Below are 19,816 nucleotides of genomic sequence, written 5' to 3' on the forward strand. Positions count from 1 at the left end.
ACAATAAGACTTTAACCAAAATCAAAGCAAATATGTATAAACCATTAGCCCTTTTTATGGGGTTGCGCTATACGCGTTCCAGAAAAAAGAATCATTTTGTTTCTTTTATTTCGTTAAGTTCGATGTTAGGCATAGGCTTAGGAGTGATGGTTCTCATTACGGTCTTATCGGTAATGAATGGATTTGACCAGCAAATCCATAATCGATTTTTCGGGATGGCCCCTGAAATTACGGTTTCCGGACCTAGTGAACGACTGAGTAATTGGCCTGAAGTGGCAAAAAAAATCCAAACAATTCCTGAAATTAAAGCACTCGCGCCCTATGTTGGGGGACAGGGATTAATGGTTAATGATGGACAGGTTTTACCTATTGTCTTGACGGGAATTTTACCCGAAAAAGAACAACAGATGAGCCACTTAAAAGATAAATTGCTTGCTGGGAGTCTAAATAATTTAAAAGATTTTGGCATTATCTTGGGTAGGGGACTTGCAGACAGCCTGGGAATGATGATTGGGGATAAGGTCACCGTTATGATTCCCCAAGCAACAGTTACCCCTGCCGGAATGATTCCTCGTTTTAAGCGATTCACAGTAGTTGGGGTTTTTTCTGCTGGAAGCGGGTTTAATTTTGATACTAAATTAGCATTTATCAATATGGGCGATGCGCAAAAATTATTGCAAATGGGAGATGAGGTAACTGGTATCAAAATGAAAATAGATAATGTTTACCAGGCACCGGAATTATCTGCTCAATTATCTCATTTATTGGGTGGCGAATATCAGGTGGGCAATTGGACGCAACAATATGGTGCATTTTTCCAAGCGGTTAAAATGGAAAAAACAATGATGTTTCTGATCTTATTACTTATTATCGCTGTGGCTGCATTTAATCTGGTATCTTCCCTGGTGATGGTTGTTAATGACAAACAAGCAGAGATCGCAATTTTAAGAACTATTGGTGCGACTCCTTCTACCATATTATGGACTTTTATCGTACAAGGAATGATGGTAGGAATTGTAGGCACCTTGTTTGGTTTACTTGGTGGATTAGTATTGGCAAAAAATGCAACCACAATTGTGAATCATCTGCAAAGCTGGTTTCATGTTAAAGTTTTATCGTCCAGTATTTATTTTGTTGATTATTTGCCTTCCGAGATTCTGTTTAGCGATCTATGGAAGGTGTGTGTAATGGCATTATTAATGAGTTTTCTCGCAACAATTTATCCTGCCTGGCGGGCCTCAAAAACAGTGATTGCGGAGGCTTTGCATTATGAGTGAGATTATTTTAAATGCGGAAAAACTATGCAAGTCATACAACGACGGTACTTCTAAAGTTGAAGTATTGCGAGGGATTGATTTGTCCATAGCTCAAGGTGAGCGCTTAGCAATTATTGGGCCTTCAGGGTCTGGGAAAAGCACTTTATTGCATTTGTTGGGGGGATTGGATAGGCCAACAAGCGGAGATGTACGGATTAAGGATGTAAATTGGCAAACAATAAATGAAAAACAACGATGTAAACTACGTAATCAGGGTTTGGGATTTATCTACCAGTTTCATCACTTGTTACCCGAGTTTACAGCACTTGAAAATGTTTGTATGCCTTTATTATTAGCAAATATTTCAGTGAAGGCTGCAGAGGCTGAAGCAAGTAAAATGTTGGATGATGTTGGTCTAAAAGAAAGAAAAACACATAAACCTGCACAGCTTTCAGGTGGAGAACGACAACGGGTTGCGATAGCTCGAGCTTTAGTGCACCAGCCTTATTGTGTATTGGCAGATGAACCTACGGGAAATCTGGATCAGACAACCGCAACAAAAGTATTTGATTTAATGCTGGGATTGAATAGAAAAATGAATACTGCTTTGGTTATTGTGACGCATGATCATCAATTAGCCAATCAAATGGATAGGGTTTTAGTGCTGGGAGAGGGTATTTTATCTGACTTTAAGTAGATTTGGGCTATTAGTTAAGATCCAACCGGAATTGTTTAGAATGATAAAATAGGAAATAATAAGATGTTTAAAAAAACTGAAAAGGCTGCTAAAAAGCAATCAACCAATGCCGATGATTTGCCTCGAAATATCCCCTTGAGTAACTCTCAAAGTTTAATAAATAAGATCACGACAGACAAAAATCAATATGTGCTCGCAGATGCTGGATCCCCATTAACTTCCCAAGGTTTCTTGTCTCTCCCAAAAAACCGTAATCCCTTAAAAGAAAAAGATATGCAATCGTCTAATATCGAGAAACTAGAAACAATACTCGAAGATCCCAATGAAGAAGAATCGTCTAAGAGTGAATTGATTCGCTTCTAACCTATTGGCCTACAATATTTTAATGAATTGGAAGAAGCAGAGTTCGTATCGAACTCTGCTTCTTATTCCAAGAAGATAGACTTATTCTTAATAATCGGCATGTCCTGGTGTGCGTGGGAAAGGAATAACATCACGTACGTTGGCTAAACCAGTAACATAGCTTACCAATCGTTCGAAACCTAAACCAAATCCCGCATGAGGTACTGTGCCATAACGACGCAAATCTCGATACCACTGATAGCTTTCTTTATTTAGATTGCATTCCTCGATGCGCCTATCCAGAATATCCAGGCGTTCTTCGCGCTGACTGCCTCCGATGATTTCACCGATTCCCGGTGCTAAAACATCCATAGCGGCAACTGTGTTTCCATCATCATTGAGACGCATGTAAAAACCTTTAATTTCTTGAGGATAGTTAGTAAGTATCACGGGTTTTTTACAATGAATTTCTGCCAGATAGCGTTCATGTTCAGACTGTAAATCCAATCCCCAACTCACAGGAAATTCAAAAGACTGACCGCTTTTTTCCAAAATTTTAATGGCATCGGTGTAAGTCATGATTTCAAAATCCGAATCCACAATATGTTCTAGGCGTTCAATACATCCGGGGGCAACGAATTGATTGAAAAAGCCCATATCATCCGCACGCTCGTCAAGAACAGCTTTACATAAATAGCGCAACATACTTTGACTTAAATCACAAATATCTTGCAAAGTTGCAAAAGCAACTTCAGGTTCGATCATCCAGAATTCAGCCAGATGGCGGCTTGTATTTGAGTTTTCAGCGCGGAAAGTTGGTCCAAAAGTATATACTTTGGACATAGCCATACAATAGGCTTCTAGGTTTAACTGTCCTGAAACAGTAAGAAAAGTCTCTTTACCAAAAAAGTCTTTGCTAAAGTCAATTTGGCCGTATTCATTTTTAGGTACATTTAAAAGATCTAAAGTGGATACGCGAAACATTTCACCCGCACCCTCACAATCGCTTGAAGTGATAATGGGAGTATGTACCCAGAAAAAACCTTGCTCATGGAAAAAACGATGGATTGCTTGTGATAGGCAATGGCGGATTCGCGTAACCGCACTAATTGTATTTGTACGAGGTCGCAGATGGGCTACCTCGCGTAGAAATTCCAGTGTATGACGTTTCGCCTGAATAGGGTAAGTGTCTGGATTCTCTACCCAACCTACGACTGTAATCGAGTCAGCCTGAATTTCAAAAGCTTGGCCTTTTCCTTGTGAAGCGACTAATTTCCCTGAGGCAATCAGAGAGCATCCGGCATTAAGTTTGCTGACTTCTTCATTATAATTAGATAAACCATCCGTAGCTACGATTTGAATAGGAGCAAAACAGGAGCCATCATGCAGGCTAATAAAAGATAAGCCCATTTTGGAATCACGTCGGGTCTTTACCCAACCTCTAACAGTAACGTGTTCATCAATGCTGATTTCACCATCTAAACACTGTTTTATGGTAAAAACTTTGGTCATTTTTTACTCCTCACTCTGTATATATTTTGCTTGGTCACAAAGCATTTTTAGGGCTTGTTTCCATTTCATTCTCTTGGCCAAACTATCCTGATTTCCGGGTTATGACATACTTTGGGTACATGCCCTTCGGTGCTCGAAAATCAGGTCATTTTGACTCAAGCGAGCGACATGGAAATATGCCTGAGTATTTTTTAAATTCTATCATTCTTATACATTTTCGATTGAAGAACTCATTAGGTTAGCAAGGCTGGATACGCCAAAAAATCGCAATTTGTGACCTCATGAAGTATAGATACCTTTAACTAAAAATGAGATGATACACTGGGGTTATCCGCATTTCTACTGTCTTGGTACAAAAGGCATGGATTTTCTGCTCCACTGCGGTACTTCTAAAACAAAATTTTAAATTTTATCTTAGCAAAAATGAAAGTGCTTAAGTCGATCTGTTTTCAATTCGCAGAATTATAAGCAGGCCACTAGAATCATTGAGGAAACATTATGTTGCGAATAGTACTCTGTATTTCATTATTCTTTTGTTCTTTTATGGCTGCAGCAAATGATACGATATTAAAACTATACAGACCTTATGGCGATGCGACAGAGCAGGCATCCCCTGAAGTGAAAAAGATAGTCGAGGGAGAGTGCTATTCTCAATCGCAACTCATCGTCCGCGAAGATGCCTGGCGCTGTAGTGCAAATGGCAAAACTTATGATCCGTGCTTTGTTAAAGCAGGTCCAAACAGAACACAGGCTATATGTCCTCAATCTCCCTGGAGTGGAGATAGTGTGCAGATTAATGTGAAGCAGCCTTTGGATAATGATCTCAATAAAACTTTGGATATGTCTCGCGCTTATCCTTGGGGTGTCGAGTTAACCACTGGAGAGCGTTGTAAAGCAATTGATTCAGGAAAAATCTACGATCAATTGCCAGTGCGTTACCAATGCAGCAAAAAAAATTACCTGGTTGGTCATTTACAACGATGTAAAACAGTATGGAGTATGCTTAAAAAAACCCCAAAAGGTGTTGTGACTGTAGAACTAAGTAAAGCATGGTTCTAGACAGAATATTGAGGAAAAATCATTTTCCGATTTGACTATTGATCGAAAATAAATTTTTATTGAATGTCGTAACAAATCAGGAAGTCTCGGCGTTTTAAGTTTCTCGAAACTGTAGCCTGGGTGAAGCACAGCATCATCCGGGGTAGGCATCATAAAACTTCGGTTATTCTATGCTTCACTGAGGCAAACACATACTACATCTGATGCGTTGCTTCAGGAGTTGCTTTTTGGAATGGTGCCAGGGTTAAACAATGAGTATTGATTTCATTGATCAGCGGATAGTTATCCATTGCGAAATGAAAACGGTTTGCATTGTAGACCTGGGGAATAAGGCTGAGATCAGCCAAAGTAATCGCATCACCGAAGCAAAAAGATTGACTGCGCTCAATATGCTGCAATTTCGCTTCAAAAGCGTCAAATCCTGCTTTAAGCCAATGATGGTACCATTCTGTAACTTGTGTTTCATTCGCTTGAAATTGCTCTTTTAATCGATTTAATACCCTTAAATTATTCAGAGGATGCATATCACAAGCAACAATCAAAGCAAGAGATCTTACAGTAGCTCTATCCAGAGGATTCTGAGGTAATAGGGCAGGGGCTGGGTAAGCCTCCTCCAGATAGTCGATAATGGCAAGCGATTGACTAATAACGTTTCCATTGACTTCCAGGCTGGGAACCAATTCTTGAGGATTTATCTTTCGATATTCAGGACTATGTTGCTCCCCACCATGATCCACTAAATGAATATCAATTTTTTCGTAAGCGATATTTTTCAAGTTCAGGGCAATACGAACGCGATAACAGGCCGTTGAACGAAAATAGTCATAAAGTTTCATTGTTTATATCCGTTCTACGACTTGATCGATTGCGCCAAACAGGCTTCTTCCTTGTTGATCGAGCATTTCAATTCGAATGTGATCCCCAAAATGCATAAAAGATGTTTTAGCCTGGCCTTGTTCTATGAGTTCCAGCATTCTTTTTTCAGCAATGCATGAGGATCCTTTGCTGCGGTCAAGATTCGAAACAGTCCCTGAACCAATAATCGTTCCAGCACCAAGGACTCTGGTTTTTGCCGCATGTTGAATGAGTTCTGGAAAAGAAAAGGTCATGTCAATTCCAGCATTGGGTTCGCCAAATAATTGTCCATTTAGATGGCTCAATAAAGGGAGGTGCAGACGCTGACCGTCCCAATCATTGCCTAATTCATCAGGGGTAATGGCAACAGGAGAAAAACTGCTGGAAGGTTTGGAATGGAAAAAACCAAAACCTTTTGCCAGTTCATCTGGAATTAAATTCCGCAATGAAACATCATTAACCAGCATCAATAATTTTATATGTTGACCTGCATCTTTAGAGCTCATGCCCATAGGGACATCATCAGTTACCACTGCAACTTCTGCTTCAAAATCTATGCCGTATGCTTCATCGGCAACTAAAATGGGGTCTCTGGGGCCAAGGAAAGAATCCGAACCTCCTTGGTACATCAAAGGATCAGTCCAAAAATTAGCTGGCAGTTCAGCACCACGGGCTTTACGCACAAGCTCAACATGATTGACGTAGGCGCTGCCATCAGCCCATTGATACGCTCGTGGTAAGGGGGACGTACAGTGTTGTGGGTCAAAGTTGATGGCATTTGCCAAATGCCCCTCATTAAGTTGTTGATAGACCTTTTGTAACTGATCTTTTACCGTGTCCCAATGTTCTAGAGCGTATTGCAAATTGGCAGCAATCTGGGGTACGCGTATGGCAAGAGTCAATGATTGATTGACTACGCATAATTCCCCATCTCGTGATGTTGATTTTAAACTGGCAAGTTTCATAAGTCCCTCATTAATAGTTGTAGCCTGGGTGCAGCGCAGCGGAACCCGGGATTGAGAAGTGATTTATGTTCATAAAACCCAGGTTTCGCTGCGCTGTACCCAGGTTACAAAATATTTCAGACCACATTCTTTAAAAAGATTCTTCTTTCAAAGTACCACGTCTGATCTGATCTCGTTCAATGGCTTCGAATAAAGCCTGAAAGTTACCTTCACCAAATCCCTGATTGCCCTTGCGTTGGATAATTTCAAAAAACACAGGGCCAAAGATATTTTCAGTAAAAATTTGCAGTAATAAACCATGTTTCGGGTCACTCTCACCATCAATTAGAATTTTCTCTTCTTGAAGTCGATCGACTTGCTCTTGATGCCAGGGAAGACGATCGTGCAACATTTCGTAATAGGTATCTGGAACATCAAGGAATTTAACGCCCTGTTCTCTTAATGTGTGCACCGTACGATAAATATTGTTAGTAGTTAGTGCGATATGTTGGATGCCTTCACCTTTATATTCGTGAAGAAATTCTTCAATTTGCGATAAATCATCTTTGGACTCATTTAAAGGGATTTTGATTTTCCCACAAGGACTGCCCAGAGCACGGCTTAATAAGCCAGTCATTTTTCCTTTAATATTAAAATAACGAATTTCCTGGAAGTTAAAAATGGACTCGTAAAACTGAGCCCATTTATCCATGTTGCCGCGAAATACGTTATGGGTTAAATGATCGATCATGATTAAACCATTTCCTTCTACATTTTTATTGGGTTGATGTTCCCAATGAGCAGAAAAGGGTTGATGTTGATCATCAACAAAATAAATGACACTTCCACCTATAGCCTGGATACCAAGTAAACCATGATGAGCATGGGTACACTCTTCAAAAGCAGTTGCTCCATGCTTGATTGCATGCTCAAACGCTGCTTGGGCATTTTTGACTTTAAATCCCATGGCGCAGGCACCTGCTCCATGAATCTTGGCATGATCTTCAGCTTGGCAATGTTCGGCTGCATTTACTATAAATTGAATTTCACCTTGTTGAAATAAAGTGATGTCTTGGTTTTTATGACGTGCAGTAGCTTGGAAACCCATGTCAGTGAATTGTTGATGCAGGCGTTTTTTATCTGGACCTGAAAATTCTAGAAAAGCAAAACCATCTAATCCACAGGGGTTGTTGTTTGTTTGCATTGTCTATTTACTCCTTTAAAATTATTCGGTACTTATATAACAATTCCTTACACTACAGAAGATGTGGGAAGCCAGTCTCCGTAGCTTGGGTGACGTGCTGTCCTGTTCTGCTCTCCTACGTCCCGCGGTTTGTCCGCGGGATCCAGAAGCTCTGCACTAAAACACTGGACCCCGCGGACAAGCTGTGGGGTATAGGCAGAGATGTGGCGCTTCACCCTGGCTGCATTCGGTCCCTAAGATGGTTGTACTAGAAATAATCCATCTGCTATGGGCAATAAACTAATAAACACACGCTGATCATTTTTAATCAATTCGTTAAGTTTCCTGATCTCTCTGGTTTGTCCACCTGTTTCATTCTCATCGATTACTTTACCATCCCAGAATATATTATCTATAGCAATTAGCCCTTGAGGTTGAATTAGTTTTAATGCCAATTCATAGTAATTTACATAGTTGGTTTTGTCGGCATCGATAAAAATGAAATCAAATTTTTGCTCCCAACCTTCAGCGATTAATGCGTGTAACGTGTCTAAAGCACGACCAAGTCGTAATTCAATTTTATGGTCTTGTTTTGCCTCTTTCCAGAAAGGATGTGCTTTACTTGTCCATTCTGCATTGATGTCACAGGTAATGAGCTTACCGTCATCAGGCAGCATTAAAGACATTGCTAAAGCACTATAACCAGTAAATGTACCTAACTCTAAAACATTTTTTGCATGAATCAAACGCAAGAGCAATTGCATAAATTGTGCTTGCTCCGGCGCGACTTGCATGTTCGCCAACTCCATAGTAGAGGTTACTTTGCGTAGGCCAGTCAGAGAGGGGTGTTCCCGCAAAGATTTATCTATCATGTATTCATAAAGATTTGGAGTTAGGCTTAAATGTTTCATAGTGTCAACAAACCTCTAAGATAATTTTTCTTTTGCCAAATTATCCGCAATTTCACTAGTAGGTAAATTTTCTTTTACAGACAGGGCAAAAATTTCAGTTAAATGGCCATAAATTGCATCGATCTGTTCGTTAATTTTTTCTTCGGGAGTATGAAGATATTTAGATGCCGCAAAAATTAATCCACCAGCATTAATGACATAGTCTACAGCAAATAAAATGCCTTTGTCGTGCAATTTTTTACCATGATACGTATGAGCCAGCTGGTTATTTGCTGCACCGGCGATAATTGTAGTTTGCAGTTGGGAAATAGTAATGTCATTGATAATTGCACCTAAAGCACAAGGTGAGAAAACGTCACAGGGTACTTTGTGAATTTGATCGGTACTTACTGCTTTAGCGCCAAATTCGGTAACAGCACGATCTACTGCAGTTGGAGAAATATCAGCAACAGTCAGAGAAGCTCCTAATTCATGCAAATGTCTGGCGAGCAAAAATCCAACATGACCTAAACCTTGAATGGCCACATGAATGTCTTTTAGGCTTTCTTTTCCTAGTTTGAAGGCGACAGCTGCTTGAATGCCTCGTAGAATACCTCTGGCTGTAGAAGGTGAAGGATCACCATGGTACTTGGATAAACTAGCTACATAGGGGGTATGTTCCCCAATAATATCCATGTCTGGCAATTCAGTTCCGCTGTCAAGTGCCGTGATGTAACGTCCATTTAATTCATTAACAAATCGACCAAATTGATGCATGTATTGGGCGCGATCAAATGGGCCATTGGGTTTGATAATAACGGATTTACCGCCTCCCAAAGGCAAGTTCACCGATGCCGCCTTGAAACTCATTCCTCGTGCAAGACGCATGGCATCTTGGATCGCAGCATACGTACTCGGATATTCAATGAACCGACAACCACCTAAAGCAGGACCTAATTTGGTATTGTGAATGGCGATTATTGCTTTCATTCCAGTTGCAGGATCTACTTTAAAATGTAAGTCACCAAAACCATGAGAGAGGGCGTAATCGAGGAAATCATCTTCAGCTATTATTGGGTTATTACTTGATATATTGTCCACTGACATCATTGTTTCTGCTCCTCTTGCAAATATTTTGCAGAAGTTATATTCCTATTTTTTGATTAAATCAATGGTAAAGGTTAATAATTTGGTGTCTTAAGGTATGCTGGTATACACTTAAATTCATTATTCATCATGTTGGAGAGAGTCATGCGCCAAGTAGCTGTCAGAATGTTGGCTTTAATGTTAGTCACGCCGTTTGCTTTTGCTGAAAATGCCTTACCGCCTTCTTTTCCTCCTCAGTTAGTTCTTGATAAAATTGATTTTCAACTTTCAGCAAAACAATGGGTGACAACTCAAACTGCTTTATTGGGAGTCAATATTAATGTGACTTTAACCAGCGCTGATTTAGTAAAGGCACGTGCTGATATTATGGAGCGATTAACCAAAATCGCAAAAGGAGAATGGCATTTGATCGAATTCAATCGATCACAGGATAGTTCTGGTCTTGAAAAGTTATATGTACAAGCACAAGCACGAGTAAGTCAGGAAGTGTTGACTGATATTTATAAAAATGCCAAAGAGGTGAGTTTACCTGGTGCTAAATATGAGATATCCAGTGTTGATTTCAAACCAAGTTTCGATGAAACTCAGGCTGTTTTAGGACAAATTCGACAACGCCTGTATCAACAAGTGAATGATGAGCTTGCTCGTATTAATAAGGCATACCCAGGACAAAATTACAGCGTCAGTAATTTGGTTTTTGTTGACGGAACTAATCCCCCTCTGCCAAGACCTTATCAAGCTAAGACGATGAATACCATGATGGTAGGAGAAGCAGCCGCCGCGGCTCCGGCTTTGACGGTCAGCAATGAATTAATACTAACTGCAATTGTTGAGGTTGCTTCGAATCGTAAGCAATAGTTTTCCTCGTACCGCGCTTTATGCGCGTAGTACGTAGGGTATAATAGGTTGAGATGATTAGAGTAGGGGGAGCAATGAATCGCAGTCTTGTACAAAAAAACAGCACTTTCACAAGGGGAATCCATTTTGTTGGTTGTTGAAAAAATTATTGGGCATCGAGGGGCGTCTGCTTATACTCCCGAGAATACTTTGGCTGCTTTTGACAAGGCTTTGGCTTTAGGATGTCGTTTTATTGAATTTGATGTGATGTGTAGTGCTGATGGAGAACCTTTTGTAATTCATGACGACAATTTAAAAAGAACAACAAATGGACGCGGTGAAGTCGGCATGGTGGAGTCCAGCTATTTGCGCTCATTGGATGCAGGCTCTTGGTTTTCACGGCAATTTAAAGGCGAACCTATTCCTCATTTTAAAGAAGTACTGAAATGGTTGTCTTTTTCAGGCGTTCAGGCAAATGTGGAAATTAAACCTTATCCTGGTACAGAAGAACAAACTGCAGTAGCAGTAATGAGCCACATTCAGCGTTATTGGCCACAGGATAAAGAGCTGCCTTTAGTTTCCAGTTTTTCTTGGGATGCTTTAGTTTTATGTCGCAGTATTGCTCCAGAAATGCCCTTAGGTTTACTACTGCATGCTTGGGATGAGCAATGGTTGCAAAAAGCAAAACAGCTAGAGTGTTTTTCCATTCATTTGAATCGGAGGGTTTTAACCGAGGAGCGGGTTAAAGCAATTAAAGCAGCGGGCTATGTACTTTGTACTTATACGGTGAATCGCAGACGTTTGGCTAATAAGTTATTTGGCTGGGGAGTTGATGCGGTTTTTAGTGATTATCCTGATTTACTGGCATGAAAAAATTATTGCTTTTCTTATTCATTCTCTTTTCTACTCTTTCTGTCCAGGCAAAGCGAGTTGAACTGGTCTTTTGGCATGGAATGGCCGGACATCTTGGAGATGAAGTCAGATTACTCGCGGACGACTTTAATCAAAGTCAAAATGAATATTTTATTAAACCTGTTTATAAAGGAAATTATGTAGAGACATTAACAAGTTTTGCTGCTGCATTCAGAGCGCATCATCCTCCGGCAATTGTGCAAATTTTTGAGGTAGGGACCGCCATTATGGAGTCGCCAAAGGGTGTCATCAAGCCAATAGACGAGCTGATGCAAGAGCAAGGGATGAGCTTACCCCAAGAAGATTTTATTCAATCGGTGCGTGAGTTTTATAGCAATAACGGTCAATTAATGGCCTTGCCCTTTAATCTCTCAGTTGCCACTTTGTATTACAATCTGGATATACTTGCCAAAGTAGGTTATTCCCAAGCCAATTTCCCACGGACTTGGGCCGAGATGGAAGTATTGGCAGAGAGATTAAAAAAAGCGGGTTATGATTGTACCTATACCACAGCTTATCCGGGATGGGTGCTTTTTGAATCGTTTTTGGCAATCCATGGATTGCCTTTAACTCAGAATAATCCTGTACGGGCTGTTTATGCCACACCGCAATTACTCCATCATTTTGAACGTTTAAAACGTTGGCATTCACTGCATTATTTTCGATATGCAGGCCGGGTTGATGATGCCACTATTTTATTTACCAGCGGTATTTGTCCTTTATTTAGCCAATCTTCTGGGGCATACAATAGTTTATCCGCCTTGGTTCCTTTTCATTTAGGCATTGCCAGCATGCCTTTGGATACAGAAGTAAGTAAGCTAAGACATGCGAATGTTGCTGGAGGCGCTGCATTATGGGCAGTGGCCGGACAAACTAAGAAACATTACAGAGGAATAGCCCTATTCTTTGCATTTATTGCCAAACCTGAAACACAAAAACGTTGGCATGAACATACAGGTTATCTTCCTATAGGGTTACACGGTGTCTATGCAGATATCTTGCGCAGCAGTCGCCATCCTACCTTACTGACAGCACGTGCTGATTTGGCAGCTGAGTTACCCGAAAAGCCATTACAACGTTTTGGTCCACAAAATCAGATTCGTAGCATCAATGATGAGGTTTTGGAAGCGATGTTTGCTGGTTTTCTAAGTCCAAGTATGGCCATTCAGGAATCTGCAGCGCGGACCGATCATATATTATTGCGTTTTGTAAGAAATACTACGGGAAAATAATGATAAGAAAATCAAAAATAATTTGTATTTTAGCAATTGCGTTTTACTGTTTCCTGGATGTTTTTGGGAATGTTTCTGATTATTATGTCAATTTTTCTGCGGTCAAGCGCACACTCATGATGAGCGATATATTTCCGGATTCTTTAATTGGTTATCGAGCCGTTACCAATCCCATACTGCATCATGCAATATATCTGGTTATCATTGGTTTTGAATTGTTAACCACGGTAATTTGTGGTGTAGGCGCATGGAAGTTATTTAAAGTGCGACATGCAAGCGCATTGGTATTTAATGGTGCCAAGCGTTGGGCTGTAGCAGGCCTTACTTTAGGATTTTTAACCTGGCACGTGCTATTTATGTCAGTAGCAGGTGAATGGTTTGGCCTATGGATGTCCTCATTGTTAAGCGGTGCTCTGACAACTTCCTTCCAAATATTTATTACTTTTTTAGTTCTTCTGATCTACTTAATTATTAAAGACGAGTAAAGGTTAGCTTGGGGATCCCATTGCTAGTACATAATAAAAAACCCTCCGCAAGCGGAGGGTTTAATGAACTATGAAGAATATTTATTCCATTATTGCACCGAAGTAAATCGCTTATTGGCTTCTTCTATTTCTTGTATCATACGCTCTTCTTGGACTCTCAGTTTCTGCAGTTCTAAACTTCCTTCTTCGTACGTAACTTGAATTTCTTTGATAGCGTCTTCCAGTTTTTCTATCTCGTGGTTTATTTGCTCAAGAGTAAAGCGTACTTTTTCTGTTGTAGCATTCAGTGTTGCTTGCTTAAGAGTTATTTTTACCCACATTAAATAAAGTGATGCATTTCGAGCATACTCAGATGGAAGTCTGGTTTCAGGAGCCTTACCTTTTCTTCCAGGGATAATTTCTAACTCTTTCGCAAGAGTTGTTATATCTCGTTCAAGATATTCTTTCTGAGACTCATATTGCTTTTCGGTTCTATCCCTTGTTAACTTGTAAGTAACCACGCTTTTCTCTTTGTCTTTTAAAAGATTATCGAGAACGTCCAATTTTTTAACAAGTCCCTCAATTCTATCATGTAAAGGTACACATTGTTGAAACAAGGTAAATGCGTCGAAACCTTTTAACTCAGTCTTCAGGAGGCGAACAACAGCCGCTTCTTTTTGAGCTTGTTTCTCCCTGTTTTCTAAAACCTCTCTTGCTTTCACTGCCGAGTTTTTAACATCAATCACGTCATGTACAGTAAGAATTAGACCTTTGCCTTCATATCGTTGATCAATGTATTGTTGAACACGAGCTTCGGTGTCTTTATTTCTTACGCAACGGCCAGTTGCCTGTGGTCCTGACAGGATTCCGTTAATCACATTGATATCTGATTCAATGACGGGCGAATTAGTATTGATAATTTGCACGTTCAAGATATCTCTGATACTAACCCCTGTTGCAATCACCTGATCCGCTACAATATGAGTTCTCAATCCTACTTCGATTTGAGCAATTTGCTCATCTTTTGTAGTTTGATTCGTACTCATATCAATAGCACCGGAATAATTCTCAGTTGCTTGCAAAGTGACTAAATTAGGCAGAGGAGCCCCTTTTATCACTTCAGATATGGGTTCAGATCCTTTGATCTTGGTTACTATTGCTTCTGCTCTATCCAATATCAATTTAGTAATGGCCTCCTTTTGTGCTGCAGGCAAATTGGAAATAGGTACGCCTAACTTTTCTAAGGCTTCTTTTAGTGTTTCCCTGTTTTTTGTTTCACATGATTCAAGCTTGGTAGCATAGGGTTCAGGTAACACTTCCTTTTTATATTTCACAATATGCTGATCGTATTCAGATAAATAGTTATCAAATTTGTGAGTTCTGTCTTTTTCCGCGATATCTGTTTGCTTTTCATTGAAGACAAGAGCAAGAGCAAAGCTATTGATTGCTCTTTGAATATCTTTTTGTTGTTCTGTATCGATATCTTGCTTTAAATTTACTACCGGTAGAACTACAGTTTTTCGGAACTCTATTTCATCTACGGCGCCAAACTTCTGTGCCAATTGCAATCGTGCGTCACATTCAGATTTTTGTCTAAGTTTTGCAACCTCACCTTGATATTTTTCAATAGTTTCTCTATCTCCATTGGCGATTTTTTGATAGATTCCAGCTAATTTTTCGCGTGTTTCTTTGTCGTCAGAAAAACTCATATTGCGTTGGCAACGGATTCGGTTCAATGCTAAAGCCTGATTAATAGCTCTTTCTTGTGCGACAGAGTCTTCAATTCCTATTTCCGCTTGTATGATCTGTTTCTTTAATGCAACAGGATCAACATAACCCATCATTCCTGCTTCGAGATAATAATCATCAAAGTAGTGAACCACGGCTTGGTCAACCAAATCACCTTCTTCCAAATAAGCCAATTCAGGTTTAATCGGTCGAATAGTTCCTAGTTCAATTGCAGCACCAAGACTTAAATCGTCTAAAGGAGCACCCTTAAAGAGATCATATAATTCAGAAGTTGGAGTGGCTGTTAATGCCAGAACTGTGTTATTTTTTTGTATCCCTTTCAAAATCTCTGTATCTTCTGGTTTAAAAGTATGTTTATGGCTTTCATCTATTAAGACCATGGAATCGCTTATTTCACTTGCGATAATCTTGAATAAGGGATGCTCAGCTTGTAAAATAAGTTGATCAAAAGGTTCAGTACCTGCAATCACTTTGCGAAAATATGCTTTGATTTTTAGTATGTCTTCTTCCTCTATATCACTTAAATCCTTCTTCAAAGCGTCCCAGAGAACGTCCACTTTTCCTTTAATAGAATCTAAAGTGAATATTCGTGGAGCTACTTTAACACCATTGACTACTCCGGCACTAAGCAGGTCAGTTGTTTCTTTTATTTGTTGCTTTACCAATGTTTCATCAGGAACAATCATGACTGTGCGTCCAACGGCTTGTGCTATACCAGCCATAACAATACTTTTGCCTGAACCGGTACCCATAACTGCAAGTCGTTGTTCTTGTCCTGCCTTTAAACTATCATGAAATTTAGCTAAAATTTCATTTTGATATGCGTATGGAACAAACGATTTGGTATCAACAGCTAGCCCTTTATGAGTTACTGCACGAAGATCACCATCTTTATCATAGGTGAGTTTCACAGTAGCTGTATGGTCATGATCGAAGAATAATTTTCCTCTGCTTACTTCAGAATTTAACTTACTGGTAATATTTACAGTATAATTTTGTGTCGTATCTACAACAAAATCATATCCATCAAACACTAAGTCAATTGTATAAACTGCGCCACCAATAGTAATTGCAGCTTCAAGATGTTGCTTTTCGTCATCTTTTTTGACCCATTTAGTGCTTTCTCCAGGATTACCTGCACTTTGTAAAATCGCTTTAACGACATTTCCAATCTTTGGATCTTTTTCTTTATTTTCTATAGCAATAATTTCTTGAGCTCGACCTATTGTAACTACAGCCCCACTAGTTACCACCTCTTTTAATAAATGTACCGCTGCAACAGTATCTGTATAATTTTTAAGATCGTCAATCTGCTTACGGACTATATCTTTACTAGCGCCCATCTTTAGTTTCCCCTCGAATACTTTTTAGAGATTTGTTTTTAAGTTAGGTCATTGTGATATTTGGCTAAATAGTTAGGTCACAATTTACCTGGCGAGGATTATACAAAAAAAATATTAAGTGACTATTAAGTGATTCTGTTGGTGGTTAATTGATCACACAAATAAAAATTTTTAGGGGGATGATGAGGGGAATGACCTATCTTAAGATCAATCAAATAACTGCGACAAAGCTTGAGAAAATCCGAAAATTTTTGCGAAAATCTTTTTTCTATCCATTGAATTCAGGATATTAAAACTCGATATCACTTCGTAAGCTGAAGTTTGAATTGGGTATCTGAGTTCGGAATCTGATTATAAACCCCCCCCGCAGAGGGCGGAGGGGTAGAGAGAGATTTAATCCATATTACATAGTTAATTTACTGTTGATTTCTTCCATTTGTTGGAGCAAACGCTCTTCTTCAACTTTCATTCTCTCCAAAGATATGGTTCCAGTTTGGATTTCTTTCTGGAGCCGTTCTATAGAGTCTGCCAGATTGGTTATTTCTTCTCTGACTTCTTCAATAGTTTGTCTCACTTCTCTTGTTTCCATTTTAAGTGACGCTCTTATAAGAGTCGTTTTTGCCCACATGCAATAAAGAGTTGGATTACGAGCATAATCAGTTGGAAGCGGGCTTCCTATTGGTTTTTTGCTCATTCCAGGAACGATATCCCTTAACTCGCTTTCAAGCTTTTCTACTTCCTCAAGTTTACCCAGTTCGAGTTTTTTGGTTCCTAAAGTTTTCTGTTGGTCCTCTAAATGTACTTTTTGTAACTCCAATTTCTCGGTGAGTGCCTCAATTTTTTGATGTAAAGGTACACATTGTTGGAACAATCCAAAAGTTTGGAAGCCTCTGATCACGCTTTGCAAGAGAATAATTGCTTCCCGTTCTTTTTGAGCTTGTTCTTCCCTGTTCTTCATAACTTCTCTTGTTCTTTCTGCTGAGTTTTTAGGATCAATGATCGCATCTACGGTAAGAATTAGACCTTTGCCTTCATATCGTTGATCAATGTATTGTTGAACACGAGCTTCGGTATCTTTATTTCTTACGCAACGGCCAGCTGCCTGTGGTCCTGACAGGATTCCGTTAATCACATTGATATCTGATTCAATAACGGGCGAATTAGTATTGATAATTTGCACGTTCAAGATATCTCTGATACTTACCCCTGTTGCAATCACCTGATCCGCTACGATATGGGTTCTCAAACCTACTTCGATTTGAGCAAGTTGCTCATCAATTGTAGATTGTGGCGTACTCATATCAATTGCACCAGAATAATTCTCAGTTGCTTGCAGAGCGACTAAATTAGGCTGAGGTGCTCCTGTTATCACTTCAGATACGGGTTGTGATGCTTTGACCTTAGTTACCATTGTCTCTGCTCTGTCCAATATCAATTTGGTAATGGCTTCCTTTTGTGCAGTAGGCAATTTGGAAATAGGTGCACCTAACTTTTCTAAAGCTTCTTTTAGTGTTTCCCTGTTTTTTGTTTCACATGATTCAAGCTTGGTAAGAAATGGTTTAGGTATTTCATCATTTTTCGTTTTATATTTCGCAATATGCTGATCCCATTCTTTCAAATAGTCCTCAAGTTTGTGAGTTCTGTCCTTTTCCGCGATATCTGTATGCTTTTCATTGAAGACAAGAGCAAGAGCATAGCTATTGATTGCTCTTTGAATATCTTTTTGTTGTTCTGTAGCGATATCCTGTTGTAAATTCACTACCGGTAGACCTACAGTTTTTCGGAACTCTACTTCATCTACGGCGCCAAATTTCTGAACCAATTGCAATCGTGCGTCACATTCAGATTTTTGTCTGTGTTTTGCAACTTCACCTTGGTATTTTTCAATAGTCTCTCTATCTCCATTGGCGATCTTTTGATAGATCTCAGCCAATTTTTCACGAGTTACTTTATCGTCAGAAAAACCCATGTTACGTTGGCAACGGATGCGGTTTAATGCTAAAGCCTGATTAATAGCTCTTTCTTGTGCCACAGAATCTTCGATTCCTGTTTCCGCTTGTATGATCTGTTTCTTTAATTCAACAGGATCAATATAACCACTCATCCCTTCTTCAAGATAATAATCATCAAAGTAGTGGGCTACCGCTTGATCAATTAAACTTTTTTCATTCACATAAGCGACTTCATCCTTAATTGGGCGAATAGTCCCAAGTTCAATTGCAGCACCAAGACTTAAGTCATCTAAAGGAGTACCCTTAAAGAGATCATATAATTCAGAAGTTGGAGTGGCAGTTAATGCCAGGATTGAATTACGATCCTTTATTCCTTTCAAAATTTCTGCATCTTCTGGTTTAAATGTATGGCGATGACTTTCATCAATTAAGACCATAGAATCTTTTATTTCGCTTGCAATGATCTTGAATAAGGGATGCTCAGCTTGTAAAACAATTTGATCAAAAGGCTCAGTACCTGCAATTACCTTGCGAAAATATGCTTTGATTTTTAGTACATCTTCTTCCTCTATATCACTTAAATCCTTTTCCAAAGCTTCCCAAAGAACATCCACTTTACCTTTAAGAGTATCCAAAGTGAAAACTCGTGGAGTTGCTTTAACACCATTAACCAATCCGGCACCAAGCAGGTCAGATGTTTCTTTTGATTGTTGGTTCACTAATGTTTGATCAGGAACAATCATGACTGTGCGCCCAACCGCTTGAGCAATACCAGCCATAACAATACTTTTACCCGAACCGGTTCCCATAATTGCTAATCGTTGTTCTTTATGATCTTTTAAACTGTCATGAAATTTAGATAAAATTTCATTCTGATATGCGTATGGAACAAACGATTTAGTATCAACGGATAATCCTTTTTTGGTTACCGCACGAAGATCACCATCTTTATCATAGGTAAGTTTCACAGTAGCTGTATGGTCATGATCGAAGAATAATTTTCCTCTGCTCACTTCAGAATTTAACTTACTTGTAATATTTACAGTATAATTTTGTGTCGTACTTACCGTGTGATCATTGCCTTCAAAGACCAAATCAATTGTATAAACTGCGCCGCCAATAGTAATAGCAGCTTCAAGATGTGGTTTTCCGTCGCCTTTATCTTCCCATTTAGTGCTTTCCCCTGGCTTACCTGCTTTTGCTAAAATCGCTTTTACGACATTTCCGATCTTAGGGTCTTTTTTATTGTTTTCTATATCAATACTTTCCTTCGCACTTCCTATTGTTACTACCGCACCATTGGTTACGACTTCTTTTAACAAATGAACCGCTGCAACGGTATCTGTATAATCTTTTAGATCTTTAATTTGTTGTTCAACAATTTCTCGACTTGCGCCCATCTTAAATTTCCCCTTAAATATATTTTTTTGACATTAATTATTAAGTTAGGTCATTGTGGATTTTATTTGAGTAGGTAGGCCA

General features: G+C 39.3%; 16 protein-coding genes. 8 read left to right on the forward strand and 8 right to left on the reverse strand.

The window, feature by feature from the left end; genetic code table 11:
- Positions 1 to 32: 32 nt before the first annotated feature.
- The 3 genes from FOLKNPGA_RS03320 (at position 33) to FOLKNPGA_RS03330 (ending at position 2,316) form a co-directional block, all read left to right on the forward strand.
- Positions 33 to 1,277 carry a lipoprotein-releasing ABC transporter permease subunit gene (locus tag FOLKNPGA_RS03320; protein ID WP_182351743.1) on the forward strand — a complete coding sequence of 415 codons (1,245 nt, stop codon included), beginning with the start codon at positions 33 to 35 and terminating at the stop codon, positions 1,275 to 1,277.
- Positions 1,270 to 1,953 (forward strand): lipoprotein-releasing ABC transporter ATP-binding protein LolD, encoded by a 684-nt coding sequence (gene lolD, locus FOLKNPGA_RS03325; protein WP_182351744.1) that lies wholly within the window; start codon positions 1,270 to 1,272, stop codon positions 1,951 to 1,953. The genes FOLKNPGA_RS03320 and lolD overlap by 8 nt, the downstream gene beginning before the upstream one ends.
- A 63-nt stretch (positions 1,954 to 2,016) precedes the next feature.
- On the forward strand, positions 2,017 to 2,316 hold the full coding sequence (locus tag FOLKNPGA_RS03330; RefSeq protein ID WP_182351745.1) for a hypothetical protein: 300 nt from the start codon (positions 2,017 to 2,019) through the stop codon (positions 2,314 to 2,316).
- An 87-nt stretch (positions 2,317 to 2,403) separates the two neighbouring features.
- Here the strand turns inward: FOLKNPGA_RS03330 and asnS are convergent, their stop codons facing one another.
- Complete coding sequence (gene asnS / locus FOLKNPGA_RS03335) at positions 2,404 to 3,807, reverse strand: asparagine--tRNA ligase (protein ID WP_182351746.1); 1,404 nt, start codon at positions 3,805 to 3,807, stop codon at positions 2,404 to 2,406.
- Between the two features lie 498 nt (positions 3,808 to 4,305).
- Between asnS and FOLKNPGA_RS03340 the strand changes: the two genes are divergently transcribed.
- Positions 4,306 to 4,866 carry a hypothetical protein gene (locus FOLKNPGA_RS03340; RefSeq protein ID WP_182351747.1) on the forward strand — a complete coding sequence of 187 codons (561 nt, stop codon included), beginning with the start codon at positions 4,306 to 4,308 and terminating at the stop codon, positions 4,864 to 4,866.
- A 194-nt stretch (positions 4,867 to 5,060) separates the two neighbouring features.
- Here FOLKNPGA_RS03340 and maiA read toward each other — a convergent pair whose 3' ends face one another.
- From maiA to FOLKNPGA_RS03365, 5 genes are all read right to left on the reverse strand, one after another.
- Positions 5,061 to 5,702 (reverse strand): maleylacetoacetate isomerase, encoded by a 642-nt coding sequence (maiA, locus tag FOLKNPGA_RS03345; RefSeq protein WP_182351748.1) that lies wholly within the window; start codon positions 5,700 to 5,702, stop codon positions 5,061 to 5,063.
- A 3-nt stretch (positions 5,703 to 5,705) separates the two neighbouring features.
- Complete coding sequence (locus FOLKNPGA_RS03350) at positions 5,706 to 6,686, reverse strand: fumarylacetoacetate hydrolase family protein (protein WP_182351749.1); 981 nt, start codon at positions 6,684 to 6,686, stop codon at positions 5,706 to 5,708.
- 130 nt (positions 6,687 to 6,816) lie between these two features.
- Entirely contained in the window at positions 6,817 to 7,869 is a 1,053-nt protein-coding gene (gene hppD, locus FOLKNPGA_RS03355; RefSeq protein ID WP_182351750.1) for a 4-hydroxyphenylpyruvate dioxygenase, read from the reverse strand.
- A 233-nt stretch (positions 7,870 to 8,102) separates the two neighbouring features.
- Positions 8,103 to 8,759, reverse strand: a complete 657-nt coding sequence (locus FOLKNPGA_RS03360; RefSeq protein ID WP_182351751.1) for a class I SAM-dependent methyltransferase — start codon at positions 8,757 to 8,759, stop codon at positions 8,103 to 8,105.
- A gap of 15 nt (positions 8,760 to 8,774) precedes the next feature.
- On the reverse strand, positions 8,775 to 9,848 hold the full coding sequence (locus FOLKNPGA_RS03365; protein WP_182351752.1) for an amino acid dehydrogenase: 1,074 nt from the start codon (positions 9,846 to 9,848) through the stop codon (positions 8,775 to 8,777).
- Between the two features lie 141 nt (positions 9,849 to 9,989).
- On the opposite strand from FOLKNPGA_RS03365, the gene FOLKNPGA_RS03370 reads away from it, so the two are divergent.
- The 4 genes from FOLKNPGA_RS03370 (at position 9,990) to FOLKNPGA_RS03385 (ending at position 13,311) form a co-directional block, all read left to right on the forward strand.
- Positions 9,990 to 10,703 (forward strand): hypothetical protein, encoded by a 714-nt coding sequence (locus tag FOLKNPGA_RS03370; RefSeq protein ID WP_182351753.1) that lies wholly within the window; start codon positions 9,990 to 9,992, stop codon positions 10,701 to 10,703.
- 129 nt (positions 10,704 to 10,832) lie between these two features.
- Positions 10,833 to 11,552: a glycerophosphodiester phosphodiesterase gene (gene ugpQ, locus FOLKNPGA_RS03375; protein WP_182352745.1), complete on the forward strand. Its 720-nt coding sequence runs from the start codon at positions 10,833 to 10,835 to the stop codon at positions 11,550 to 11,552.
- Positions 11,549 to 12,826 (forward strand): extracellular solute-binding protein, encoded by a 1,278-nt coding sequence (locus FOLKNPGA_RS03380; protein WP_182351754.1) that lies wholly within the window; start codon positions 11,549 to 11,551, stop codon positions 12,824 to 12,826. The genes ugpQ and FOLKNPGA_RS03380 overlap by 4 nt, the downstream gene beginning before the upstream one ends.
- The gene (locus FOLKNPGA_RS03385) at positions 12,826 to 13,311 is read left to right on the forward strand and encodes a DUF2165 family protein (protein ID WP_232890541.1); all 486 of its coding nucleotides are present in this window, start codon (positions 12,826 to 12,828) and stop codon (positions 13,309 to 13,311) included. Before FOLKNPGA_RS03380 ends, FOLKNPGA_RS03385 begins: the two co-directional genes overlap by 1 nt.
- A gap of 89 nt (positions 13,312 to 13,400) precedes the next feature.
- Here FOLKNPGA_RS03385 and FOLKNPGA_RS03390 read toward each other — a convergent pair whose 3' ends face one another.
- Positions 13,401 to 16,382: a DEAD/DEAH box helicase family protein gene (locus tag FOLKNPGA_RS03390; protein ID WP_182351755.1), complete on the reverse strand. Its 2,982-nt coding sequence runs from the start codon at positions 16,380 to 16,382 to the stop codon at positions 13,401 to 13,403.
- Between the two features lie 403 nt (positions 16,383 to 16,785).
- Complete coding sequence (locus FOLKNPGA_RS03395) at positions 16,786 to 19,734, reverse strand: DEAD/DEAH box helicase family protein (protein ID WP_182351756.1); 2,949 nt, start codon at positions 19,732 to 19,734, stop codon at positions 16,786 to 16,788.
- Between the last annotated feature and the right edge of the window lie 82 nt (positions 19,735 to 19,816).

The sequence above is a fragment of the Legionella sp. PC1000 genome (assembly GCF_014109805.1).
Taxonomy (GTDB): Bacteria; Pseudomonadota; Gammaproteobacteria; order Legionellales; family Legionellaceae; genus Legionella; species Legionella resiliens.